Raw genomic sequence first — 21,341 nt, 5'->3', positions numbered from 1 at the left:
GATGAGTGTCAAGGAAGGTGAAGCAGTTCCCGTCGCGGTCGTCACGGGTGGTTGCTCGGGGATCGGCCAGATGACGGCGGAGCGCCTGGCGAGCGACGGCTACCGTGTCGCCGTCATCGACCTGGGCTTCGCACCGGATGCCGATCTCTCGCTCGAAGCCGACGTGACCGATCCCGCCGGAGTGGAATCCGCGGTCGAGGCGATCCTCGATGCCTTTGGCCGGGTCGACCTGTTGGTCAACAACGCCGGCATCACCGGGTCCGCAGAGGCGACTGTCTGTCATGACACGCCGGTTGAGCAATGGGACCTGGTCCATGCGGTCAATGTCAGGGGCCCGTTCCTGTGTACCCGCGCCGTACTGCCAACGATGCTGATCCAGAAGTCGGGCCACGTGATCACCGTGGCTTCGGTTGCCGGCCTAGTCGCATTTCCAGGGCGATGTGCCTACACCGCGTCGAAGGGGGCGGCGATCGCGTTCACCAGGTCGCTCGCCGTCGACTACGCAGCAGCGGGCGTCCGCGCCAACGCCATCTGCCCCGGCATGGTCGAGACCCCGATGACCCAATGGCGACTTGATGTTCCAGAACTTCGCGCACAAGTTGAGTCGAAGATCCCACTTGGGCGTGTGGCGAAACCTGAGGATATCGCCGATGCGGTGGTAGCGCTTGCCTCCGACAAGCTGGCCTACATGACAGGTCACGCACTCGTCGTCGACGGTGGGTGGATCGCTCTGTAGCGACGCATGGGTGGCTCGGCGTCAAGGCTCGACACTTGGTCCGGGGGCGCTGCGATGGGGCGGCGCCCCGACCTACCGGGGCTGAAGCCCAGTGAGTCTGGCCCCGCCGCCCCGGGCGGGGCCAGACTCAGGCGTTGGCCGCGTGTCTTGGCCGTCGTCCGGCGGGATCCAACGTCTCCGCGAGTTGCATCTAGGAGGAGGTGTACGTCTTGCGGTCGCGCAGGCGGCACCGCGTGTTGGGCAATCGGAGACCGAGCCCTGGCGCACACCTCGCGCTCCAGTTGGTTCATTCGCTGCTTCGAAGTTGATTCCCGCAATGGGATGACCCATGAGGCCACCCACTCGAGTCCCGTTGGGGGAACGGGTTGGACCTTGCAGCCCTGGGCAGTCGTCGTCAACCAATGTGACCGACAACGCCTCGCGCAAAGGAGCGCCAGCGGACGTCGACGATGTCGACCAAAGCGTCGTCTCCCTGCCCTGCCGCACCCTCGAACGAGCTCGGTGAACCTGGCCCGCTGTTGGCGCGGCCATGCCCGGGCTTAGGTCGCGAGCCTGCCCCCATCCGCGAGGGCCGACATCTTCCGCGAAACCTCTCCGGACTGTCCAGGGTTCCACGTGCCGGTGCGCTGATGGCGCCCACGACTCCCTGAGTAAATTCAAGGTGTCGACGCAACGGAGCTCGTCACTTCGAGGGCGCCCCAGGCATCGGGGCTGGAGCACCACGGCCGGTCGACCTCTCACCCGAGCAACGCCCCCTCGCAGCAGAGGCGGCGTTCTAGAGATCAGACGTCCTGATCGCTTGGGACCTCCATGGCCCTCTGCCACCACGCGGAGGTTTCCGCTGCCTGCTCCGCATTGAGAACCTCGTGATACACCGTCTAGTTCTCGACCGTCGCGTAGATGACGGTGTACCCGGCCGAGCCGGGAAAGCTGTGAGTGATCGATCCGCCGGCGCGACGGATCGATAAAAGGAGCTCCTCCAGACCGTCCTCGGCCACCGTGACGGTGTGCCATGTCATGACCGGACACCCCGATCCCCGCGCTGGCCCCGACTCGTCACTTTGCGGCGCAGGAACCGCCTGTAGGGGGTGCGCTTCAGGTGGAACCAGCTGTCCCCGTCACTTGAGTCCGGTCCGATGACGTTCCTACCTCCCTCGAGCCGGGCACACACGGCCTCGCGGTCGTCGACGACGCACGTTCCCCAGGCGCCGGGGAACCGGGAGATGGCGCGACGGAACCCGTCTATCAGGGGAGCTGCCGAGCGCATAACGGATCTCCAATCTGTTGTCAGGTTTCCGGCGACGACCAGTCGACGAAATGGATTCTCGAGAAACGCAGCGAAGAAGATCCGGTCGCCATGAGCCCTGCTCGGAGCAACGGTAGGAACGAAATGTCGCGATCTCCACGACCTGATAGGGCGAACATGAACGACTCGTTGCCATCCTCAGGACACATGAGCCGCGGCTGAGCCGACACATTCGTCGCGAACGGACAGCCCATCGACGAGCCGCAAAGCCGCCCGCCCAGCGAGCGGAACGGGGGAGTCCGACATGGTGGTGCGGATGTTGGGAATGCGGTCGATGCCGCGACCACGGAGTCGGCAGCTGGCGCCTTTGAGGGTGAGGACGTCGGCGTGGTAGACGATGCCAATCAGCCACCAGAACGTGGTCTGCTGCCCGCGTTGCGAAGAATCGTGAGCTCAGTCAGCTGAAGCAGCCCGCTGCCGACTTCGGGGTCTTCGACTCGTGCCTGGCCAACTGCTCAGCTCCTGGCTCTCCGATGAGGTGTCGAATCGAGCAGGCTGCCCAAGCGCAGGACCCTTCGGCCGCGCCTGGTGAGACGACACCTCCTATGTCGAGTCGCGATCCGAGCAGCGGGTCATTCCCGCCTCCGACCTCGGCCGCGTACCGAAAGCGCTCCCTCGAGCGCACTATGGGCTGCATGAGGATTGAGTTGCTGGTTATCCCGGAATGCCCCCATGAGGCAGCGGCCGTTGAATCTCTCACGACGGCGCTGGAGGATGTTGGACTCGGATCTGTTGGCTTCGATATCACGTTGATCGAGACGCAGGTCGATGCCGATCTTCGCCACTTCATCGGCTCACCGACGATCTGCGTCGACGGTGTGGACCTCTTCCCGGAACCCGAGAGCCCAGCGTCGATCGCCTGCCGGATCTATCCCGGCACCGGAAGTGTCCCCGCCCTGCGCGATCTGAGGCGCGCCTTGAAATGGGCTGCGGCATTGTCGGCATCCCCGTGATCGATGTGGATCGGGGCATCGCAATCCGAGGGGTGATTCGTGCGGTCCGTTCGCACGCTTCGGGCTCGAAGCGCACCGGCCACGAGCTGCCCTTGTCCCGGGTTTCGACAGCGGCGGACGAGTTCCGGACGGCGCCCTGCGCCAAGTCATCATGCACGGCACCACAGCAGGCTCGAACTGCGAGAAGGTGGGCGAGCGGACCAGCAGCGACGGCTCCGGGTCATGCTCGAACGGCAACGCCTCAGTGGTCCCTCCATGGACGTACCTCATGCGATACGCGCCCCAATGTGTGAGGGGTCAGAGGGAGAGTTGTCATCCCTGATGGACGCCGAAGGGCGCCAGCACCAGCAGGAACACTCGTGGACTGGCGAGTGTTGCCGCCGCTCTCGGTTGCGCCGTGCAGTTCCGAACGCACATCGTCCCGCCAGGGCAGTTTCTTCATCGCAATTGGTCCTCACAGGGCTAGTGATGGCCATCACAACCGACGTACCATCGGGAAGCAAGAGCGAGCAAGAAGGAGTCCCCCGACGTGCAGGCTTCAGAGCAGGTCCCGTCAATTCAGATCGGTGAACCCGGCGTTACTGTCGAGGCGGGTGACCATATCTGCGCCTTTTATCCAACCCTGGCCGAGCGCGACGAGATCTTGCTGCCCTACCTGAGCGAGGGGATGCTCGCCGGCGAGAAGTGCATTGCGGTTCTCGACACCGATGACCTCGACGGAATTCGACAGGCCGTCTCAGGCCAGGGCCTTCCATCTCCGAAAGACGGCAACCAGCTCGAACTGCGTCGTTCCCGGAACGCCTACTTGGCCAATGGCAGCTTCGAGACGGAGGCCATGCTGAAGTTCTGGGAGGACCATGTCGGCGCCGCGGTCGCCGAAGGCTTCCCGTTCGCCCGGGTTGCGGGCGAGATGACCTGGGCGCTGAGTAACCTCCCAGGCGTTGACCAACTTGTCGGCTATGAAGCGAAGCTCAATCGGCTGCTCCCCCGGTACCCCCAGGTCGTCCTGTGCCTGTACGAGCTGGAGAGGTTCGACGGCGAAGTTCTGGTTGACGTGCTGAAGACCCACCCCAAGGTTCTGCTTGGCGGCATGGTTCTCGACAATCCCTACTACTTGGAGCCGGAAGAGTTTCTGGCGAGCCGGTGACCCGATGGTGAGCGCCGAACCCGAGCACCCTTTGACCATTGAGGACGCCGAACTGCGGGAGCAGTTGTCGAACGTCCAGGGTCTGCTGATGCTTTCGATGTTGATGACCCAGAGCGGTGACCCGCAGAAGATCCTCCACCTCGCTGAGACCTCGGTCCCTTCGTTCGGGCCGTGCCACATCGTCGGTGCACAGGTAGACGGGAAGTGGCTCCCGGCAGCTTCCGCGAAGTTGAGCCCGGAGATGCAGGTGAGCCTGAGTGGCCAGCTGGCAAGACTCTCATCGACCCGTGCTGAGCTCACTCTTCCTGACCGTGCGTGGGTCAAGGCTCTGCCGTTGCGGAGCATGCAGAGCCAGGTCGGGTACCTGGTGATCGGGGCGGCAGCGCAACCGACGGGTAACCAGCTTTTCCTGCTTCAAGTCTTGGCCCAGCAGACCGGTATTGCCCTGATCAATGCGCGACTCCACGCCAAGGAGCGGGCAACAGCGCAGGAACTTCAAGGCGCCGTTGAGACCTTGGCGGAGACAGTTCGAGCACTTGAGCGAACTACGGAGATTCACGTCAGGTTTACGCGGGTCGCGGCAAAGAGCGAAGGACAGGAAGGCATCGCCCAGGCACTTCACGAGTTGACGGGGTTTCCTGTGGCTGTCGAGGACCGCTTCGGGAATCTACGAGCTTGGGCGGGCCCTCACCGGCCGGAGCCATACCCGAAGGACCCGCAGGCTCGGCGCGAGCAGATGCTCCGTCGGGCGTTGCGTGAGGGCCAGCCCGTGCGCGAAGGGGGCCGGCTTGTCGCTATTGCGAATCCTGCTGCTGATGTACTCGGCGTGCTCGCGCTGATTGACCCGGCCCAACGGGCGGGAGAGCAGGAACAAATCGCCATCGAACATGGAGCGACTGTGCTCGCCATGGAGCTGGCTCGTCTCAGAAGCCTGATTGAGACTGAGCTTCGGCTGCGACGGGACCTTGTTGATGAACTGCTGAGCGGCACCGAGGAGTCAAGCGCGCTGGAACGAGCGCAGGCGCTCGGTCACGATCTCGAGAAGCCGCACCGTGTGGTGATGATCGAAGGCAACGGTCGAGTCCACGACAGTGGCGCCTTCTTCCTGGCCGTTCGACGCGCCGCCCGCCAAATGCACGCTGGAACCCTGCTGGTGGCACGCGGAGAGTCGGTGGTCGTGCTTTCCGAGGCGGACCTCGACTGGGAGAAATTCCGCACCCTTGTGATCAAGGAGCTTGGCGGAGGGCGATGTCGAATTGGCGTCGGCGACTACTGCCAGGGTCCCGGGGGATTTCCGCAGTCCTACCGGGAGGCTCAACTGGCGCTGCGGATGCAGGGCGTCGCGAAGGCGGAGGATCAGGCGACGGTGTACGCCGACCTCGGCGTCTATCGAATTCTTGCGGAGGTTGAGAACCCGGCCGCCGTCGAGCGGTTCGTTCGTCTCTGGCTGAGTCCTTTGTTGGACTACGACGCTCGGAAGGGCTCCGACCTCGTCCACACGTTGAGTAGATACTTGGAGTGCGGCGGCAAGTACGACGCAACGGCGATCGAGCTGTCCGTCCATCGCAGCACCCTGAAATACCGACTCCAGAGGATCCGCGAGATCTCTGGCCACGACCTGTCGGATCCAGACACCGCGTTCAACCTCCAACTGGCCACCCGGGGCTGGCAGACGTTGCAAGGCCTGCAGGCCTGAGGCCTGCAGGCCTTGCGGCCCAACGTTCTGCGATCAGCGACCGAAGCGCGCCCAGTGTTCGGTGAACAACTCGTCTTCGGTCACAACCCGTGGAGCCATGGGCCGGGACACCCAGGTCAGATTCACGAAGTGGCGGGCGTTCACGTTCTCCGTGGTGATGTTGCCTCCCCATGTGCCGCAGCTGAGGCTGAGCGTGAAGGGCAACCCGTTGCGGGGGCTTCCCGCGCCTTCATTGAGATTTTGGTTCACCATGACGCGAGCAGTGCGAGTACCCATCGCCAACGCTTCAACATGCTGGTCAAGCTGGGTATGTATCCCACAGGTGTGGCCGAGTCCCTGGTAGCCGGTGATGTCGTTGACGAGGTCGACGGCCCTGTCGATGCCGCCCTCGTAGCTGTATGCCGCGAGCACGACCGAGAGCTTCTCCCCTGAGAACGGGTACTCGGGGCCAGTGCCATTTTCCTCCACGATCAGGAAGGTTCGGTCGCTGGCGATGCTGAAGCCGGCCAACCCGGCAATGGTCGCGGCCGGCTTTGCAATGACATCCAGGGCAGGGATGTGACCGCCGTCCGGCCACATTGCACGCTGAAGCAGCGCCTTCTCCTCGCCCGTGCAGACGTGCCCGCCACGCGAGACCAGGCGGTCGAGCAAGTCCCTGTAGATCGTCCGTTCGGCGACCAACGCGTTGTCTGCGAGACAACTTGTCGCGTAGTCGAATGTCTTCGCGGCCACGATCGCTTCCACCGCGTCGGCAAGGTCTGCAGTCTCGTCGACGACGTGCACGGAGTTGCCTACCCCCACTCCATACGCCGGCGTGCCCGAACTGTAGGCCGCCTTGACCATGGCTGCTCCGCCTGTCGCGACGATCAGGTCTGCCTGACTCATGAGCCGCTGGGTCTTGGCGATCGATGCACCGGTGAGTGTCTGAATGAGGTCCGCGGGTGCTCCAACTTGTACGCAGGCCTCACGCATGAACTCCACCACGGCCGATGTGGTCTCCTGCGTACGCGGATGGGGCGCGACCACAATGGCGTTGCGACCCTTGAGCGCGAGCAGCGCCTTGAGGGGAGGCGTGGCATCGGGACCAGTTGTGGGGATGAGCGCGGCTACGACGCCGACGGGTTTGGCGATCTTGACCAGGCCTCGGTCAGGGTCTTCCTCGACGACGCCGACGGTGCGGACTTGGCGCATGTCCGCCAGCACGCCGAGAACTCGCTTGTTGATCTTGACCACCTTGTCGGCGAAGTTGCCGAAGCCCCCTTCGTCGACAGCCAACTTGGCCAGGCCCTCAGCACGCTCGGGACGCGCCACGGCCCATGCGACGGCTGTACACAGAGCGTCAACCTGCTCCTGCGTGTAGTCGGCGATGACGGCCTGCGCAGCGCGTGCTCGCGCAACGATCGCGTCGACCTCTCGATGTGCCTCTTCGTTCTTGCCCTCTGACATGTTCTCTCCTCGACTTTGGTGGCGCTCGTCCGTACGACCCACCCGGTAACTGTGCAGCCGTCGCCCCCCGTGGGGGACCGGCTCCCGAGGACCAACTCACACGAGGAGTTCGACTACTCAGGACGACGCTGACAGAGAGTCCCGAGCCGACTCTGGAGACCTGGGCTCGTCCACGCGCGAACTCCGCCACCTTCAGGAGGTACGACATGACGCTCTTCGGGAAACCAGTTGGAATCGCCGAGTGGGGGGACCTGATCCACGGCACCGACACACCCGTGGGTCTCTGAGCATGTTCAAGACAGAGCGGGACCTCCAACGACTCCAGGCTGTCGTCTTCGAGCACGCGGAGGAACTCGAAGGTGTATCCGCCGACTCAGTAGTGCGATGGGCACGGGACACGTTCGGCACCAAGTTGTGCGCGACGTCATCGATGAGTGACGCAGCGATCACGCACCTTGCGTCGTCGTGTGCGCCCGGCCTCGACGTGCTGTTCCTTGACACCGGGTACCACTTCCCGGAGACCCTCGCGTTCCGCGACCAGGTGGCTGCAGCCTTCGACGTGCGTGTCGTCGATCTCAGATCCAAGCCTGCCCCCGGCAATCAGATTCCGCCATGGAGCACCGATTCCAACGATTGCTGCCGGCTCAGGAAAGTCGTCCCGCTGCGCCAAGCCTTGGCAGGGTATGACGCGTGGTTGACCGGGATCAGGCGAGCGGAGTCGCCCAGTCGGTCGCAGACCCCTGTTGTGTCGTGGGATTCGCATAATCAGGTAGTGAAAGTCGCACCCCTCGCAGCCTGGACGGACGAAGCTCTCGCGGCATATCTCCATGAGCACGCCCTGCCCGGCAACCGGCTTACCGAGCTCGGCTACCCGTCGATTGGCTGCGAGCCCTGCACATCCTTGCCGGTCGGAACAGACGCCCGCTCGGGACGCTGGCCGGGCCAACACAAGACCGAGTGCGGGCTACACGCCAGCTAGCGTCCGGGCACGATCTACGACGTCCTTCTCAGCCGCCAATACCCTTTGGCGCGAGGCGCTACTCCACGCGTACGCCTGCGCGGCAAGGCCTTCGACGCGCAGGGCATGCTCGCGGACTCGTCCCGCGGCGCTACCTCCGGCGACATCGCGCGTTGCGACGATGCGGCCCGGGTCAGTGATCGACTCGACGTCGGGGCGAGGCGACAGCGCCTCACCGAGCAGTTCCTTGGCTGCGAGATCGACGTCCGACGCGAGCAGGGCGGTACGACCCGCGTCGATGGCCACGCCGACGGCGTGGCCCACGACCCGGTAGGCCGAGCGATAGTCCAGGCCGAGGTTGACCATGATGGACTCTGCCAGATCGGCGGCTCCGGTGAAGTGCGCCGCGGCCTCCCGGGTCAGGGCATCGCGGTCGACCTCCAGGGAGCTCACCACCGCCGTACCAAGGCGCACCAGCCGCGAAGCCAGGTCAACTGATCCGGCAACCTCACCGTAGGCATGCAGCCAGTTGTCGGTGCGCGCCGACGGAGTGCGCTGGGTGGCCAGCATCCCGGCGGCTCGGCCAACAAGTACGTTGGCGCCGCTTCTGATGACCGCCAAAGCGTATGGGTTGCGTTTTTGCGGCAGGAGTACCGAAGCCCGACACAGTGACGCGTCGAGCCGGACATAGCCGAATGCCGGACTCGCGAAAATCTCGAGGTCCTCGGCGAGCCGGTCAACCGTGGTGACTGCCTGAGCCGAGCAGAACACCGCATCCACCAGCCCGTCGACCGACCACATTACGTCGCGGGTATGCCAGCCGGGCTCGTCGAAACCCAGGGCCACCGCGTCCCGGACCCGGTTGACCAGCAAGGGCGACCCACCAACCCCGCCACTGCCCGTGGGGGAACGGTTAGCCAAGTCGTAGGCCGACTGGATGCGGCTCAGGTGCCGCGTTGTCTCCTCGGCGAACGCGCCCAGGTAGTGCCCGAACGTCGACGGTTGCGCGGGCTGGAGGTACGTGGTGTCCGCCCAGAGCGTGTCGGCGTGGAGCCGCGCGGCCGTCGCGAACGCGAGCGCCAAGTCGCCAACGCCGTCGTGCAAGTCGAGCAGTCTGCGCCTCAGAGCGATCCGGAACGCGATGCGACCCGCCTCGCGCCGCGTACGGCCGGCATGTAGCCACCCGGCGGTGTCGCCGAGCCGACGTTCGAGCTCTCGCTCACGGCTGTTGTATGCATCGCCGTAGACGACGTCGTAGGGGAACTCGTCGGCGGGTGTTGCCAGGATTTCGAGCAGCTCCGCGGTTAGCGCGCATGACGCGACCTCCGGCATTATGCCGTCCTCCGTAAGTGCCAAGACATGCGCAAGGTCTGCGAGTCCAAGCCCTTCGTGGAGCAAGGGTGCGTCCGCGATCTCCAGGGCGTAGCCCGTACTTACCAGCTCTGGGGCGGGACCACTCTTGATCCTTGCCTCGGCACCGAGGTATCCCTTCGGGATCTCCGTGGTCACAGTTGAGCTCCGGGAGTGAAGAGGGTCGGGGCCCCTCCGGTGACGAGGAACACCACCGGACCCTCAACGGTGCCATCACGGGCTGCATCGATCAGGGCTGCCATCGCTTTTGCTCCGAAGGCTGGGTCGAGGAAGACGCCTTCGGTCTGAGCGACGAGCTGGGCTGCAGCAGCTCCCGCCGGGGAGGCCTTGCCATAGCCCTCACCGAGATACCCTCCGCGCACCTGGGGTGCTGCAATGGAGGTGTCGCCGACTCCGATCAAGTCGAGCGTCGCTGAGGCCAGGTCTCGCACCCGGGACGCCGCCTCCTCGGGAGATCGGCTCGTCGTGATCCCGATGACATCGATCTCCCAGCCGGACCACTGGGCTCCGGCGACGAGTCCAGCTTGGGTGCCGCCGGACCCTGTGGCCAGCCATATGGACGCTGGAGAAAGGCCCGTTTCGGCCAGCTGGGCAAGCAGTTCCGCTGTGGCGCGGACATAGCCGAGGCACCCGATGGGCGTCGCCCCGCCTCGCGGTACCACGTAAGGCAGGTGGCCTGCATCGGTGAGTTCGTCGGCGGCCTTGAACAGCGCCGGGTCGACAGATCCGCGATCGAGTTCGCCGGTGTAGTGGATGTCTGCGCCGGCGAGCTGGGCGAGCAGCAGGTTACCTGTCGGGTGCTGTGGGTCACCGTAGAAGACGAGGTGGGGGGCGATGCCCGCTCCGTGCGCGGTCAGGGCTGCCAGCATTGCCCAGTTGGACTGCGGTCCGGCGCCTGTCACGAGGGCGTCGCAGCCCTTGGTCTTTGCATCGCCGAGCAGGTACTCGAGGGGACGAACCTTGTTCCCGCCAAGGCCTCGACCAGTGAGATCGTCCCGCTTGAACCACACGTCGAGTCCGAGAATTTCGGATAGCCGCGGGGCTGGTACGAGCGGCGTCGGCGCGAGTACCAGGGGGAGACGTGGGAGATCGGGAAGGTTCATGACGGGCGCGGCTCAATGGCGAGGACGCGACGCACGAACTCGGGCGCCGACCCGACCGCAGCGACCGGGTCGAGAGCCTTGCGGATTTCGTCGGCGGAGAGCAGTCCGTCGAGCGTGCGCTCCGCTAGCAACACCTCCTCGAACCCGACACCCTGTTCGCGTCCACGAATGGCGATCGAATGAACCAGTTCATGCGCCACATGCTTGCCCAGCAGCGGAGACAACTCGCGCATCACTGGTTCAGACATCAAGTAGCCGCCGCGGTCCTCCAAATTGGCCATCATCCGGTCTTCGTCAATCTCCAACTCTTCCAGTAACTGACAGCTCATGGACAAGGTCGCGCCGGTGAGGATGCACGCTTCGGGCAGAAAGATCCACTCTGCTTTCCAAGCGCGTCCGTCTCGTTCGTGCTCGTGCAGCATGGCTTCGAGTGCCGGGCCGACCTTTGAGCGAACGATGCGCGCGAGTGTTACGAGGTGCTCGGAGATCTCGGGATTGACCTTGTGCGGCATGGTGATGCTGCCAACGACTCCGCGATGAAGTCCTTCGCGTACCTCGCCCAATTCCGGTCTCTGGAGTTGGTAAACCTCCTGGCCGATCTTTCCTAGTGTGGCTGTGACCATCCCGAGGAGCCCGACGAACTCGGCAATGCGGTCGCGGGATGTGAGCCAGGCAATGTCTGGTGCTTTCAGGCCGAGCCGGGACGCGAACGAGTCAAGGAGTGGCAAAGCCTGCTCGCCCCAGAATTCCATCGTGCCAAGGGCTCCCCCGAGCTGCGCGACGCCCCATCGAGCCGCGCCTTGGGCAACGCGCTCGCGGTGACGGGCCACCTCAGAGGCCCATACGGCTGCTTTGAACCCGAATGTGATCGGCAATCCTGGCTGCCCATGGGTGCGCCCGCACATCACCGTGTCGGCGTACGTCTCGGCCAACCGTCGGGCCGCCCGCTCGGCTCGCGCAAGGTCGCGATCGAGCACGAGAGCGACGTGCTGCAGGACTATCGAGGTCCAGGTGTCGGAGACGTCCTGGACCGTAGCTCCGTAGTAGACCCACTCTCTCGCGGAGGATGGGAGGATCTCTTGGAAGCACCGGATCAGACCAAGCGTCGAGTGCCCGGTCGACCGGGTCAGCTCGCCAACTCTGACGAGGTCGAGGCGCCGCACGTCGGCGTTCTCACGGATGGACCTCGCAGCATCCTCGGGCACGATTCCGAACTCTGCTTGCGCCTCGGCCAGCGCGGCGAGGATCTCTAGCCAGCTCTGAATCCGGCCTTCGTCATCGAAGAGACGACGTAGTTCATCGGTTCCCCACAAGTGGCCGTAAAGCTGCGAGTCGATCGGGTGCGCCGTCATCCGAGTACCTCAACCATCGGTCCGGCCGTGACGGGTGCGCCCGGGGGAGGGAGACCCACCAGGTGGCGCAGCGCCAACCGCACTTCGTCAAGATTTGAGCCCCAAGGAACAACCGCAACTCCTGGCTCCAACTCGAGTCCGCGCTCGATCAGGCAACACTTCGTGAGTGTCAAGGTGCCGGGACCATCCCCGGTACGGCGACGCGGGCACAGGTCAACGCGACTGGGCTCGTCACCGTAGAAGTGACGGTGGAACTGCAGGGACCGTTCGCACCCCACGAGTAGCCAGTCTCGTCGCGCTGGCGGCCGGGTGTCGAGGAAGTCGACCTCGCCGGCGATGTCTACGCCGGAGCCTCGGCAAGGCAACAGGTAGACGCTTGCTGGGTTCTCCTGGGCGAGCGAGGTGATGTCCACGGCATCGAGTTCGAGGCGAATCGGCGGCAAGTCCTCGTCAAAATCCACCACTTGTTGTGCCATGGATAGCAACTTCGCGGGCCAAGGGGGGACAACCTCGGTCACCCGGATGACCAACGGGGCAGGCTGCCAGATGAAGTTGATGTGCTCGAAGCGGCCCCGGACGGCATAGGCCAATGCCCCATCCTGCCGATGCGCGTCCGCTACCGCCGCGAGTGCCGAAGCATTCCCAACGTCGGTCTCGGGAGAGTCGATCATCACAACCTGGTCAGGACCAGCAAGCACGCGCAAGTCGACGATCGGTGAGAACAGAGGGTCGGTTGACGACTTCTCGATGGCGACCAACGCCCACGCTTCGTCACGATGAAGTAGCAGGAAGTCAGTTCGTCGGTAGGCCTCACGGCCGAGGAGATGGTCGACCAAGGCTGCCTCAGTGAGGTCAACGTCGACTTGCTGCACTGATAGGCCGCGGTAGGGGCGGGTGATCAGGTTGGGAGCCGGATCTTCGATCACGAGGGCACACCAATCCGCGCCGGTCCGGCGAGCAAGGCAGTGTCGGCCCGCAGCCCCAGTCGGAGGGTCTCCAATGCGATGACCTCGTCAGATCCGATATTGCCAAGGCCAACATGGGGCCCGAACCGGCTGACGAACCAAGTCTGGTGAGATTTGGCAGGCGCCTCAAAGATCACCCTGTCGAGGGAAATGCGCTCCGCAATTGCCTCGGCCAGGTCCACCCGGGGTGTTCCGTCAGGGTGATACAGCCCAACGGTTCCACTCTCGCGTCCTTCGGCAATGACGAGAGTTGCGCCTGCGGCTAGATCGGCCTCCATTTCGTCGACCCAAAGGTGAGCAGTGACGGGCGTATGGCCGTCCTTCGCGCCGGTCTCAGCGAGAACAACAAACTCGCCAGAGAGGTCACGGACCAGGATTCGCTTCTCATCACAAGACATCCTCTCGAGGCCATTGGAGACCTCGACTGCCCCGATCCCGACCCGGTGCGCCCAACGAGCCAGCTCGGGAATCCGCCCGTTGGCAGCCGACACTTCCAGCAGAGTCCCTCCAAGACAGAGGGTCACGCCGGCCTGTCGACAAAGATGCGCACGCTCTGCGATCTGCGGGTCGATGTAGGCGATGCCCCAACCGACCTTCAAGACGTCGATGAGGTCGGCTGCCTGCTCCAGCAGGGCGTCCAGAGACCGCAGCGGCATGCCCTTGTCGAGCACGTGGGTAAGCCCGCTGATCCGTGGCTTTGTGTCCCTCGTGGGCAAGTCGAGAAAGTCAGGCTTCTCGTGCATTGGCGGCACCCTCCGTTGCTGGTTGAGCTTCGAGGCTAGGCACCCACACGAGTCCACGTCCCTGCCCGGAACGGGCGAATACCGCTCGCGGCTTCGTCCCGCGGAGACATGGGAGCCATGCCGCTGGCGCATCTAGCGTTCCCCGGGACAGAGAGGAACGGGTGATGAGACGACGTCTAGTAGTGGTCGGCGGGGGTGCGGCGGGGATGTCCGCGGCATCTGCGGCCAGACGAGTGGACCGCGAACTTGAGGTGGTGGTCCTCGAGTCGGGTGCGCACGCAGCGTACGGGTTGTGCGGCCTGCCGTACTTCCTCTCAGACGTCGTTACGGAAGTCGATTCGCTGCGCGCATACCCGCCAACGTTCTTCCAGGAACAGCGAGACATCAATCTGCGCTTTGGTGCGGAAGTGGTCCGTATCGATCCCGAACGACAGCTAGTGAACTTTCGCTCCGAAGGGCAGAGCGAACATCTCCACTACGACAAACTCATCCTCACCGCGGGTGCAACACCTTCGCTGCCACCGATCCCGGGGCTGGACGACGACCACGTGTTCACAATCCGCAATGTGGCTGAGTCGGTTCGTTTGCGTTGCCTTCTGGACGCCGGTCACATCGGCCACGCGACCGTCGTGGGGGGTGGATACATAGGCCTGGAGGTCGTTGAGTCCTTCGCGGAGCGCGGCGTATCGGTGACCCTAATTGAGGCGCTTCCGGGCCTCATGGCCAACCTTGACCCGGAGTTCTCCCGGCGTGTGGAGGAAGAGGTCCGTCTCCACGCCGAGGTCAGACTGTCGTCAGGGCTGGTATCACTGGTCCGCACTGACGAGGGGCTTACTCTCAGCCTTGCTGACGGTGACACCATCGAGACGGACGTCGTCGTTGTGGCCACCGGAGTACGCCCCGCGAGCGGCCTCGGATCAAGCATCGGTGCGAATACCGGTCCACACGGCGCACTCCTGGTTGACGAGCAAATGCGGACGTCGGTGCCCAACGTCTTCGCTGCTGGAGACTGCATAGCTCCCAACCACATCGTCACTGGCCGTCCGACCTTCATTCCGCTTGGTCCGGCAGCGAACAAGACCGGACGCGTTGCCGGAACGGTGGCTGCCGGAGGAACTGCGTGCTTCTCGGGTGTCGCAGGGACCGCCATCGTGAAGGTGTTCGGGCTAGGAATTGGACGGACTGGGTTGACCCTGGCTGAGGCATTGTCGGCTGGGTACGACGCACAGGCGACTGATGCGGTTGGCAGGTCGAGAGCTAAATACTTCCCAGGCTCTGCCCCCATCGACGTCCGACTGGTTCACAACAGCGACGGACGATTGCTCGGCGCCCAGTTCGTTGGGGTCGGTGACGAGGTCGCCAAGCGGGTCGACGTCGCTGCCGTCGCGCTGCACGCCGGGCTCAGCGTCGAAGATCTCGCAGATCTGGATCTTTCCTACGCACCTCCTTTCGCGCCTGTCTACGAGCCGATCCTGCTCGCCGCCAACTCCGCGGTCGCGTCGCTTAAACCCATGGAAGACCTGGCGCATTGAGGCGCAGATCGACGACGCGATCAGTCTGATTGCCCGACAACCAGCTCTCGTATCTCACCAGACACACCCTCGTACTCGACGGCGGATGGACCGCCGCGTGGCGAGTCGAACATCAACCGCGCAGATAAGGACACCAGCATGAGCACAAGGTTCGAAGGCAAGGTCGCGATCGTCACTGGGGCAGGCTCCGGGATCGGACGGGCGACCGCCGAACTGCTCGCCACCGAAGGCGGCGCCATAGGCGTACTTGACCTGCGCATCGAGGCCGCGGAGGAGACTGTCGCGGCCATCACCGCCGCTGGAGGCCGTGCAATTGCCCTCGCCGCCAACGTGGCCGACACCGCTGAAGTCGAAGCGGCCGTCGCCAAGGTCGTGGCGGAGTACGGCGGTTTGCACGTGCTCTATAACAACGCCGGCTGCGACTCCAAGGGGTCGGTCGCGGACGCCAGCGATGCCGACTGGGAGCGCGCGATGGCGGTCAACGCCAAGGGCACTTTCGTCTGCTCGCGCGCGGCAGTCCCCCACATGGCCGCCTCGGGAGGCGGTGCCATCGTCAACCAGGGATCGGTGGCCGCCCTCGTAGGCGTGCCCAACTTCGCCGCGTACTGCGCCGCCAAGGGAGCTGTCGTTGCGCTCACTCGGTCGATGGCCGTCGACTTGGCGCCAGTCAAGATCCGGGTCAACGTGATCTGCCCGGGGACCGTCTTTACCCCGCTGATGGAGCCGATGCTTCGGGCACGAGGCGATGGTGATCTCGAGGCCGGTCTGGCCAAGACACTCGTGAAGTACCCCATCGGACGGCTGGGCACTCCCGAGGAAATCGCTCGGGTTGCAGCGTTCCTCGCGTCCGACGATTCCTCCTTCCTGACCGGTTCCGTCATCGCCGCCGATGGCGGAATGACAGCGCAGTAGGAGGAGACCTGATGCCGTTCTTCATGGACACCGACAAACTCGTCACCCTCGAGGAGGCAGCGGGACGCGTGCGCGACGGCGACGTCGTCGCGCTCGGGGGTGGGCTTTCCGCAAGGTTGCCCATGGCCCTGGTGCGGGAACTCGTCCGTCAAGGCCGTCGCGACCTCCACCTCGTCGGCTCGGCGCATGGGATCGACGTAGACCTGCTGGTTGCGGCGGGAGCAGTGTCGGTCTGCGAGGAAAGCTACGTCGGTTTTGAACAAGACCTTGGTCTCGCTCCGGCGTATCGGCGGGCCGCGGAGGGCGGAGATATCCGTCTTGCCGAAAGTTGCTGCGTGACGATGCTCACCCAGCTCCGGGCCGCCGAAGCCGGCGTCCCATTCCTTCCCGTCCGCGGGGTCAAGGGGTCCGACATCCGCCGACTGCATCCCGAGTACGCCGAGATCACGTGCCCGTTCACCGGAGAGGTGCTCATCGCAGTACCTGCCCTTAGCCCCGATGTGGCCTTGATCCACGCCAGTCTGGGCGATCGCCGAGGCAACCTGCACTTCGACAAGCCTTACGTTCTCGACGAACGGTTCGCCTCCGCCTCCCAGTTGGTGATCGCCACCGTCGAGCGGATGGTCTCGACCGAGGAGGTTGCCGAAGCCGGAGTCACCGTCCCCGCCCATCTGGTCACAGCTGTCGCCGAAGCACCATTCGGCGCCCATCCGACCTCGTGCTACCCGGAGTATGCCTACGACCGGAACCACCTGCGCGATTACGTCGCGGCGGCGGCCACCGCGGAGGGTGCCTCGGAGTATCTGGCGCATTACGTCACAGGCGCGCCGACCGAGTTGGCATACCGCAAGCTCGTCGGCGAGGAGAACCTCGAACGGTTGACCGGCTGGGACAAATCCACGCATGCCTGGAAGGAGCTCTTCGCATGACTTTCACGATTGACGAATGGTTCGTGGTAACTCTCGCGCGCACGATCAAAGATAGGGAGGCGGTGTTCCACGGCTTCGGCAGCCCCTGCGCGCAGGTAGCCATGCACGTGGCGCGACACACCCACGCCCGGGACATGCTGCTTGTCGAAGGAGCGACGTACGCGGTCAATCCTGAGCCCGAGTTCATTCCGCCAACCGGCAACGACCTGGCGCTGCAGCACCGGGCCGTCTACCAACTTCGGTTTGAGGAGTTCTTCGATGCCGCGATCCGCGGCGACATCGACCGAATGTTCCTCTCCGGCGGGCAGATCGACGCTTGGGGCAACACCAATGTGACTGCAGTGGGACCTATTGAGCGCCCCAAGGTGAAGCTCGGAGGAGGAGGTGGCGGCTGCAACCTCGCGGCCACGATCAAGAACCTGACCTTGTGGACAACCAGGCACGGCTCCGGACGGACCCTCGTTGAGCAGTGCGACTTCGTAACGGACATGGGTCACCGAACCAAAGAAGGCACCCGCACTGAGCTGGGCTTCACCGGTGGAGGGCCGGAGTGGCTCGTCACTGAACTAGGAGTCTTCGACTTCCCACAGGGGCGGGCGCGCCTTCGTCAGACGTACCCTGACGTGACCCTCGATCAAGTGACTGACGCCACCGGGTTCTCCTTCGAAGTCGCGGGCGACCTGAAGCACGTGCCTTTCCCAAGCGCGGCCGAGCTTGCGGCTCTCCGATCCGTCGATCCGTTGGGCGTGCGCCGACAGGAGTTCTCCTCCACCGAGCTCAAACGCGTCTTTGAGCATGGGTCGGGAGCCTCGTGCGCCTGCTGAGCGATCCGCTCGCAAGTGTTTTCCGCCCGAGCCGGGTCGCCTTGGTCGGCGCGTCGGACCGTCCGGGCAGTACCGGCGCCCTGTTGTGGGAGAACCTCCGCGGATTCGTCGGCGATGTGTACCCCGTCAACGGGTCTGGACGACCCGTTGATGGGGTCCGCGCCTACACCACGCTGCTGGAGATCCCCTACCCCATCGATCTCGCCGTCTTGGTTGTGCCCGCCACGGCAGTCCCAGCCGTCGTTCAGGATGCCGCGGCGAGGGGCATCCCGGCATGTGTAGTCATCACCGCTGGATTCGCCGAGGCGGGACCAGGCGGTGAGCGCTTGCAGGCCGAGGTAATGAAGATCGCCCGCGTGGGGGGCGTACGAATCGTCGGGCCCAACTGCTTCGGAGTCCAGAACGCCGCGGTCGGTCTCAACGCCTCCCTCTCGCCTGCGATGACCGGCGGATCCGGCTCGCTGAGCCTGGTTACCCAGTCGGGTGCGTACGGGATGGCTCTGCACTCGCTCGCGGAGGACGAGAACCTGTGCTTCGACAAGGTCTACGCCACGGGTAACAAGGCGGACTTCACCGACACCGAACTGCTCGACTACCTGGCCTCCGATGGTGGCAGCGGGCCGATCTGCTTCTTCTTGGAGTCTCTGCCCGATGGTCGGGCGTTTGTGGATATGGCACGCCGTGTCACGCGGACCCGACCCGTGATCGTATGCCGAACCGGACGCTCCGCAGACGGGAGTCGCGCAGCACGCTCGCACACCGCCAGTCTGGCAGGCCAGCAACGGGTGTGGTCCGAGGCGTTCGCACAGGCTGGCATCACTGTGACCAGAACCGGACTGGAAATGCTGGACGCAGCGCGTGCGCTCGACCGTAGTTGCCCTCCGGCCGGGTACCGGATCGGGATCGTAACAAACTCCGGAGGCACCGGCGTCGAGTTGACCGACCTCCTCACGGACGAGGGACTGGAGGTTCCGCTCCTCAGTCCGACCCTGCAATCCACGCTCGAGAAGACTCTGCCGGAGCTCGCGAGTCCGGCCAACCCGGTGGACCTGACCACCGCTTGGCAACGCTTTCCCGAGCTGTACCCATTCGCTGTCGACCAGCTTGCCCGCAGCGGTGAGGTGGACGCCGTGATCGCCGTTTTGCTCCAACGCTCGGCGAGCGAACCGGTCGCGACCGGAGTGGCGATGGCCGTGCAACAGTTGCGCTCCGCCGGAGTCGACGTACCGGTCTATGTGTGCTGGGTCGCGGCCCAGAGTGCCCGGGCGAACGCGGCACCGTTGCGTTCGGCTGGCGTTGCTGTTTTCGAGTGGCCCGAGCGCGCGGCAAAGGCCGTCGCGCATGCCGCCCGCCATGGCCAACGGCGCAAGTCCGGAGCTGCGCGGGTTTCCCCGGAAGTTGCCGCGGCTGACAAGCCTGGGACCCCGGACGACGCCGCCGCGTGGCTCGGGCCGCGCGAGGCCGCGACCTTGTTGTCCAAACACGAGATGCCCCTCGCTCCCTGGTCCCTGTGCGCGACCACCGCTGCAGCGTTGCGTGCGGCTGAGTCCTTGGGATACCCCGTCGTACTCAAGGCAATCCACCCAGACTTGCTGCACAAAGCCGCAGGTGACGGAGTCCGCCTTGGCTTGACCGATCCCGATCTCGTTACGTCGGCCGCCGAGCTGCTCTTTGGACTTCGCGACGGCGTGCAGCTGCTCGTCCAGCCCCAACTGCAAGGCGTCGAAGTAATCGTCGGCGGCGTGCGCGACCCTGAGTTTGGCCCCGTGGTGCTCGTTGGAATGGGCGGAACGAATGTCGAGCTTCAGGACGACGTCGTGCTCGCCCTCGCGCCGCTTAGCCTCGAGGAAGCCGAGGGGATGCTGCGGCGTCTCAAGGGTGCATCCCTACTCGTCGGGAACCGGGGACCACGTGTGGACTTGACCTCACTCGCAGACGCTATCTGCCGGCTCGGCGAGCTGTTGGTGGACCGCCCGGACGTCACCGAAGTCGATCTCAACCCCGTGCTGGCGCGTCACGACGGGTGCACTGTCGTGGACTGGCGAATTCGGACCAGCCAGTCGTCCTGACAGGACAGGCGTCCGCCCTGGGAGGGCAGCCGCGGGGCATTTCTTTCGCCCTCTCACCACGGGGTTTCTGAGTGCACGACTCCCTTAGCGTCCCTCCGTCAGAACAACAGCCTGCGGTGATACGCCGCTCTTTGGAAAGGGGTCACCGATGCGAATCGGCTCTCAAGATGTGCTTCTGCCAACCACCATGGTCGGCAACTACCCCAACCCCCGCTGGTACGACGGCAGCGGGTTCGCGACGTTCCCCAAGGGCGAGTTCGTCTACGACGCGATCAGCCGAGAGGCATTCGAGGACGCCGTCGGCGCCATCGTCCATGACCAGGAGGCCGCCGGCCTCGACATCATCAGCGACGGCAAGGTGTACGGCGGGGACTCGCCGTACGGTCAGATCCTCTACCACTACACCGAGCGGATGACCGGCTACAAGAACTCCGGCCCGCCGATCGGCCTGCCGATCTACTCCACGCTGTACGCGCCCACGTGCGTCGGTGAGGTGCGCCGCGAAGCCCCGCTCCACCTGGCCAACCTGCGCGCCACCCGCAAGGCAACCAAGAAGCCCGTGAAGATCTCCTATGTGGGCATCCAGGTGCTGGCCGCGGCGACCAACAACCAGTTCTACAAGGAGACCAAGGAACTGGGCATGGCTATCGCCAAGGCCTTCAACGAGGACTTCAAGGAGCTCGCTGACAACGGCTGCGACATCATTCAGATCGACGAGTTCGTCTGGCCCTACGGCATGGGCGATTGGGAGATCGAGGTGCTGAACGCTGCGGTCGAAGGCGTCAGCTCCCAGATCTGGGTGCACACCTGCTGGGGCAACTACTCCGGCACACCCGGCTACTTCCCCGACGACGAGGACACCGAGTTCGGCGCATGGGTTCTCGACCACCGCCCGACCGATGCGCCGGCTCCCCAGGCGGCCGTTCCGATCTTCCCCGAAGTCCTCGGCGCCAACATCGACGCCCTGAACTACGAGGTCGGACGCACCGGCCCGGACGACCTCAAGCTCCTGGTTGACAACAACTGGGAGAAGGACTTCGTCGCCGGCATCATCGACGTCAAGAGCACCGTGACCGAAACCGCTGACGAGGTCGCCGACCGGATCCGCGCGGTTCTCGAGTTCGTGCCCGCCGAGCGTCTCGGACTCAGTACCGACTGCGGCCTCATCAACCTGCCCCGCATGATCTCCGCCGGCAAGCTGCGCGCCCTCGCCGACGGCGCCGCCATCGTCCGCAAGGAACTCACCGCGCAGCAGGCCTGAGTTCCCTCGGGGGGTCGGCAAAGCCACACACGAGACAC

General features: G+C 64.7%; 18 protein-coding genes. 11 read left to right on the top strand and 7 right to left on the bottom strand.

Features of this window, described 5'->3' with window-relative positions:
* Position 1 precedes the first annotated feature (1 nt).
* Complete coding sequence (locus NOCA_RS00605; RefSeq protein WP_011751535.1) at positions 2-736, top strand: SDR family NAD(P)-dependent oxidoreductase; 735 nt, start codon at positions 2-4, stop codon at positions 734-736.
* Positions 737-1,614: 878 nt separating this feature from the next.
* On the opposite strand, the gene NOCA_RS27335 is transcribed toward NOCA_RS00605, so the two are convergent.
* Complete coding sequence (locus NOCA_RS27335; protein ID WP_158305607.1) at positions 1,615-1,755, bottom strand: hypothetical protein; 141 nt, start codon at positions 1,753-1,755, stop codon at positions 1,615-1,617.
* Between the two features lie 922 nt (positions 1,756-2,677).
* On the opposite strand from NOCA_RS27335, the gene NOCA_RS00600 reads away from it, so the two are divergent.
* The 3 genes from NOCA_RS00600 (at position 2,678) to NOCA_RS00590 (ending at position 5,838) form a co-directional block, all read left to right on the top strand.
* Entirely contained in the window at positions 2,678-2,995 is a 318-nt protein-coding gene (locus NOCA_RS00600) for a hypothetical protein (protein ID WP_041545978.1), read from the top strand.
* Between the two features lie 529 nt (positions 2,996-3,524).
* On the top strand, positions 3,525-4,142 hold the full coding sequence (locus NOCA_RS00595) for an MEDS domain-containing protein (protein ID WP_011751533.1): 618 nt from the start codon (positions 3,525-3,527) through the stop codon (positions 4,140-4,142).
* Positions 4,143-4,146: 4 nt separating this feature from the next.
* Entirely contained in the window at positions 4,147-5,838 is a 1,692-nt protein-coding gene (locus NOCA_RS00590; RefSeq protein WP_011751532.1) for a PucR family transcriptional regulator, read from the top strand.
* A 33-nt stretch (positions 5,839-5,871) separates the two neighbouring features.
* On the opposite strand, the gene NOCA_RS00585 is transcribed toward NOCA_RS00590, so the two are convergent.
* Positions 5,872-7,284 carry an aldehyde dehydrogenase family protein gene (locus NOCA_RS00585; protein ID WP_011751531.1) on the bottom strand — a complete coding sequence of 471 codons (1,413 nt, stop codon included), beginning with the start codon at positions 7,282-7,284 and terminating at the stop codon, positions 5,872-5,874.
* A 289-nt stretch (positions 7,285-7,573) separates the two neighbouring features.
* Here NOCA_RS00585 and NOCA_RS00580 point away from each other — a divergent pair, with 289 nt between their 5' ends.
* Positions 7,574-8,263, top strand: coding sequence for a phosphoadenylyl-sulfate reductase (locus NOCA_RS00580; RefSeq protein ID WP_011751530.1), 690 nt, complete (start codon positions 7,574-7,576; stop codon positions 8,261-8,263).
* On the opposite strand, the gene NOCA_RS00575 is transcribed toward NOCA_RS00580, so the two are convergent.
* The 5 genes from NOCA_RS00575 to NOCA_RS00555 are packed head-to-tail and all read right to left on the bottom strand — an operon-like array spanning position 8,249 to position 13,776.
* Positions 8,249-9,751, bottom strand: coding sequence for an argininosuccinate lyase (locus NOCA_RS00575; RefSeq protein ID WP_011751529.1), 1,503 nt, complete (start codon positions 9,749-9,751; stop codon positions 8,249-8,251). The genes NOCA_RS00580 and NOCA_RS00575 overlap by 15 nt on opposite strands.
* Positions 9,748-10,716: a 1-aminocyclopropane-1-carboxylate deaminase/D-cysteine desulfhydrase gene (locus NOCA_RS00570; RefSeq protein WP_011751528.1), complete on the bottom strand. Its 969-nt coding sequence runs from the start codon at positions 10,714-10,716 to the stop codon at positions 9,748-9,750. Before NOCA_RS00570 ends, NOCA_RS00575 begins: the two co-directional genes overlap by 4 nt.
* A complete protein-coding gene (locus NOCA_RS00565) occupies positions 10,713-12,068 on the bottom strand; it encodes a class-II fumarase/aspartase family protein (protein ID WP_011751527.1) in 1,356 nt (451 codons plus the stop codon). The genes NOCA_RS00570 and NOCA_RS00565 overlap by 4 nt, the downstream gene beginning before the upstream one ends.
* Positions 12,065-12,994, bottom strand: coding sequence for a DUF7714 family protein (locus NOCA_RS00560; protein WP_011751526.1), 930 nt, complete (start codon positions 12,992-12,994; stop codon positions 12,065-12,067). Before NOCA_RS00560 ends, NOCA_RS00565 begins: the two co-directional genes overlap by 4 nt.
* Positions 12,991-13,776: a phosphosulfolactate synthase gene (locus NOCA_RS00555; protein ID WP_011751525.1), complete on the bottom strand. Its 786-nt coding sequence runs from the start codon at positions 13,774-13,776 to the stop codon at positions 12,991-12,993. Before NOCA_RS00555 ends, NOCA_RS00560 begins: the two co-directional genes overlap by 4 nt.
* 164 nt (positions 13,777-13,940) lie before the next feature.
* Between NOCA_RS00555 and NOCA_RS00550 the strand changes: the two genes are divergently transcribed.
* From NOCA_RS00550 to NOCA_RS00525, 6 genes are all read left to right on the top strand, one after another.
* Positions 13,941-15,308 carry an FAD-dependent oxidoreductase gene (locus tag NOCA_RS00550; RefSeq protein ID WP_041545925.1) on the top strand — a complete coding sequence of 456 codons (1,368 nt, stop codon included), beginning with the start codon at positions 13,941-13,943 and terminating at the stop codon, positions 15,306-15,308.
* Positions 15,309-15,446: 138 nt separating this feature from the next.
* Complete coding sequence (locus tag NOCA_RS00545; protein ID WP_011751523.1) at positions 15,447-16,220, top strand: SDR family NAD(P)-dependent oxidoreductase; 774 nt, start codon at positions 15,447-15,449, stop codon at positions 16,218-16,220.
* A gap of 11 nt (positions 16,221-16,231) precedes the next feature.
* Positions 16,232-17,149 carry a CoA transferase subunit A gene (locus tag NOCA_RS00540; RefSeq protein ID WP_011751522.1) on the top strand — a complete coding sequence of 306 codons (918 nt, stop codon included), beginning with the start codon at positions 16,232-16,234 and terminating at the stop codon, positions 17,147-17,149.
* Positions 17,146-17,973, top strand: coding sequence for a CoA-transferase subunit beta (locus tag NOCA_RS00535; protein ID WP_011751521.1), 828 nt, complete (start codon positions 17,146-17,148; stop codon positions 17,971-17,973). Before NOCA_RS00540 ends, NOCA_RS00535 begins: the two co-directional genes overlap by 4 nt.
* Positions 17,961-20,042, top strand: coding sequence for an acetate--CoA ligase family protein (locus NOCA_RS00530; protein WP_011751520.1), 2,082 nt, complete (start codon positions 17,961-17,963; stop codon positions 20,040-20,042). The genes NOCA_RS00535 and NOCA_RS00530 overlap by 13 nt, the downstream gene beginning before the upstream one ends.
* Before the next feature lie 169 nt (positions 20,043-20,211).
* Complete coding sequence (locus NOCA_RS00525; protein ID WP_238383345.1) at positions 20,212-21,303, top strand: cobalamin-independent methionine synthase II family protein; 1,092 nt, start codon at positions 20,212-20,214, stop codon at positions 21,301-21,303.
* Positions 21,304-21,341 lie beyond the last annotated feature (38 nt).

Origin of the sequence: Nocardioides sp. JS614 (genome assembly GCF_000015265.1) — a bacterium.
In the GTDB taxonomy this organism is placed as follows: Bacteria; Actinomycetota; Actinomycetes; order Propionibacteriales; family Nocardioidaceae; genus Nocardioides.
The sequence above is the reverse complement of the archived record's forward strand: the minus strand, read 5'-3'. Positions and strand labels throughout refer to the sequence as shown.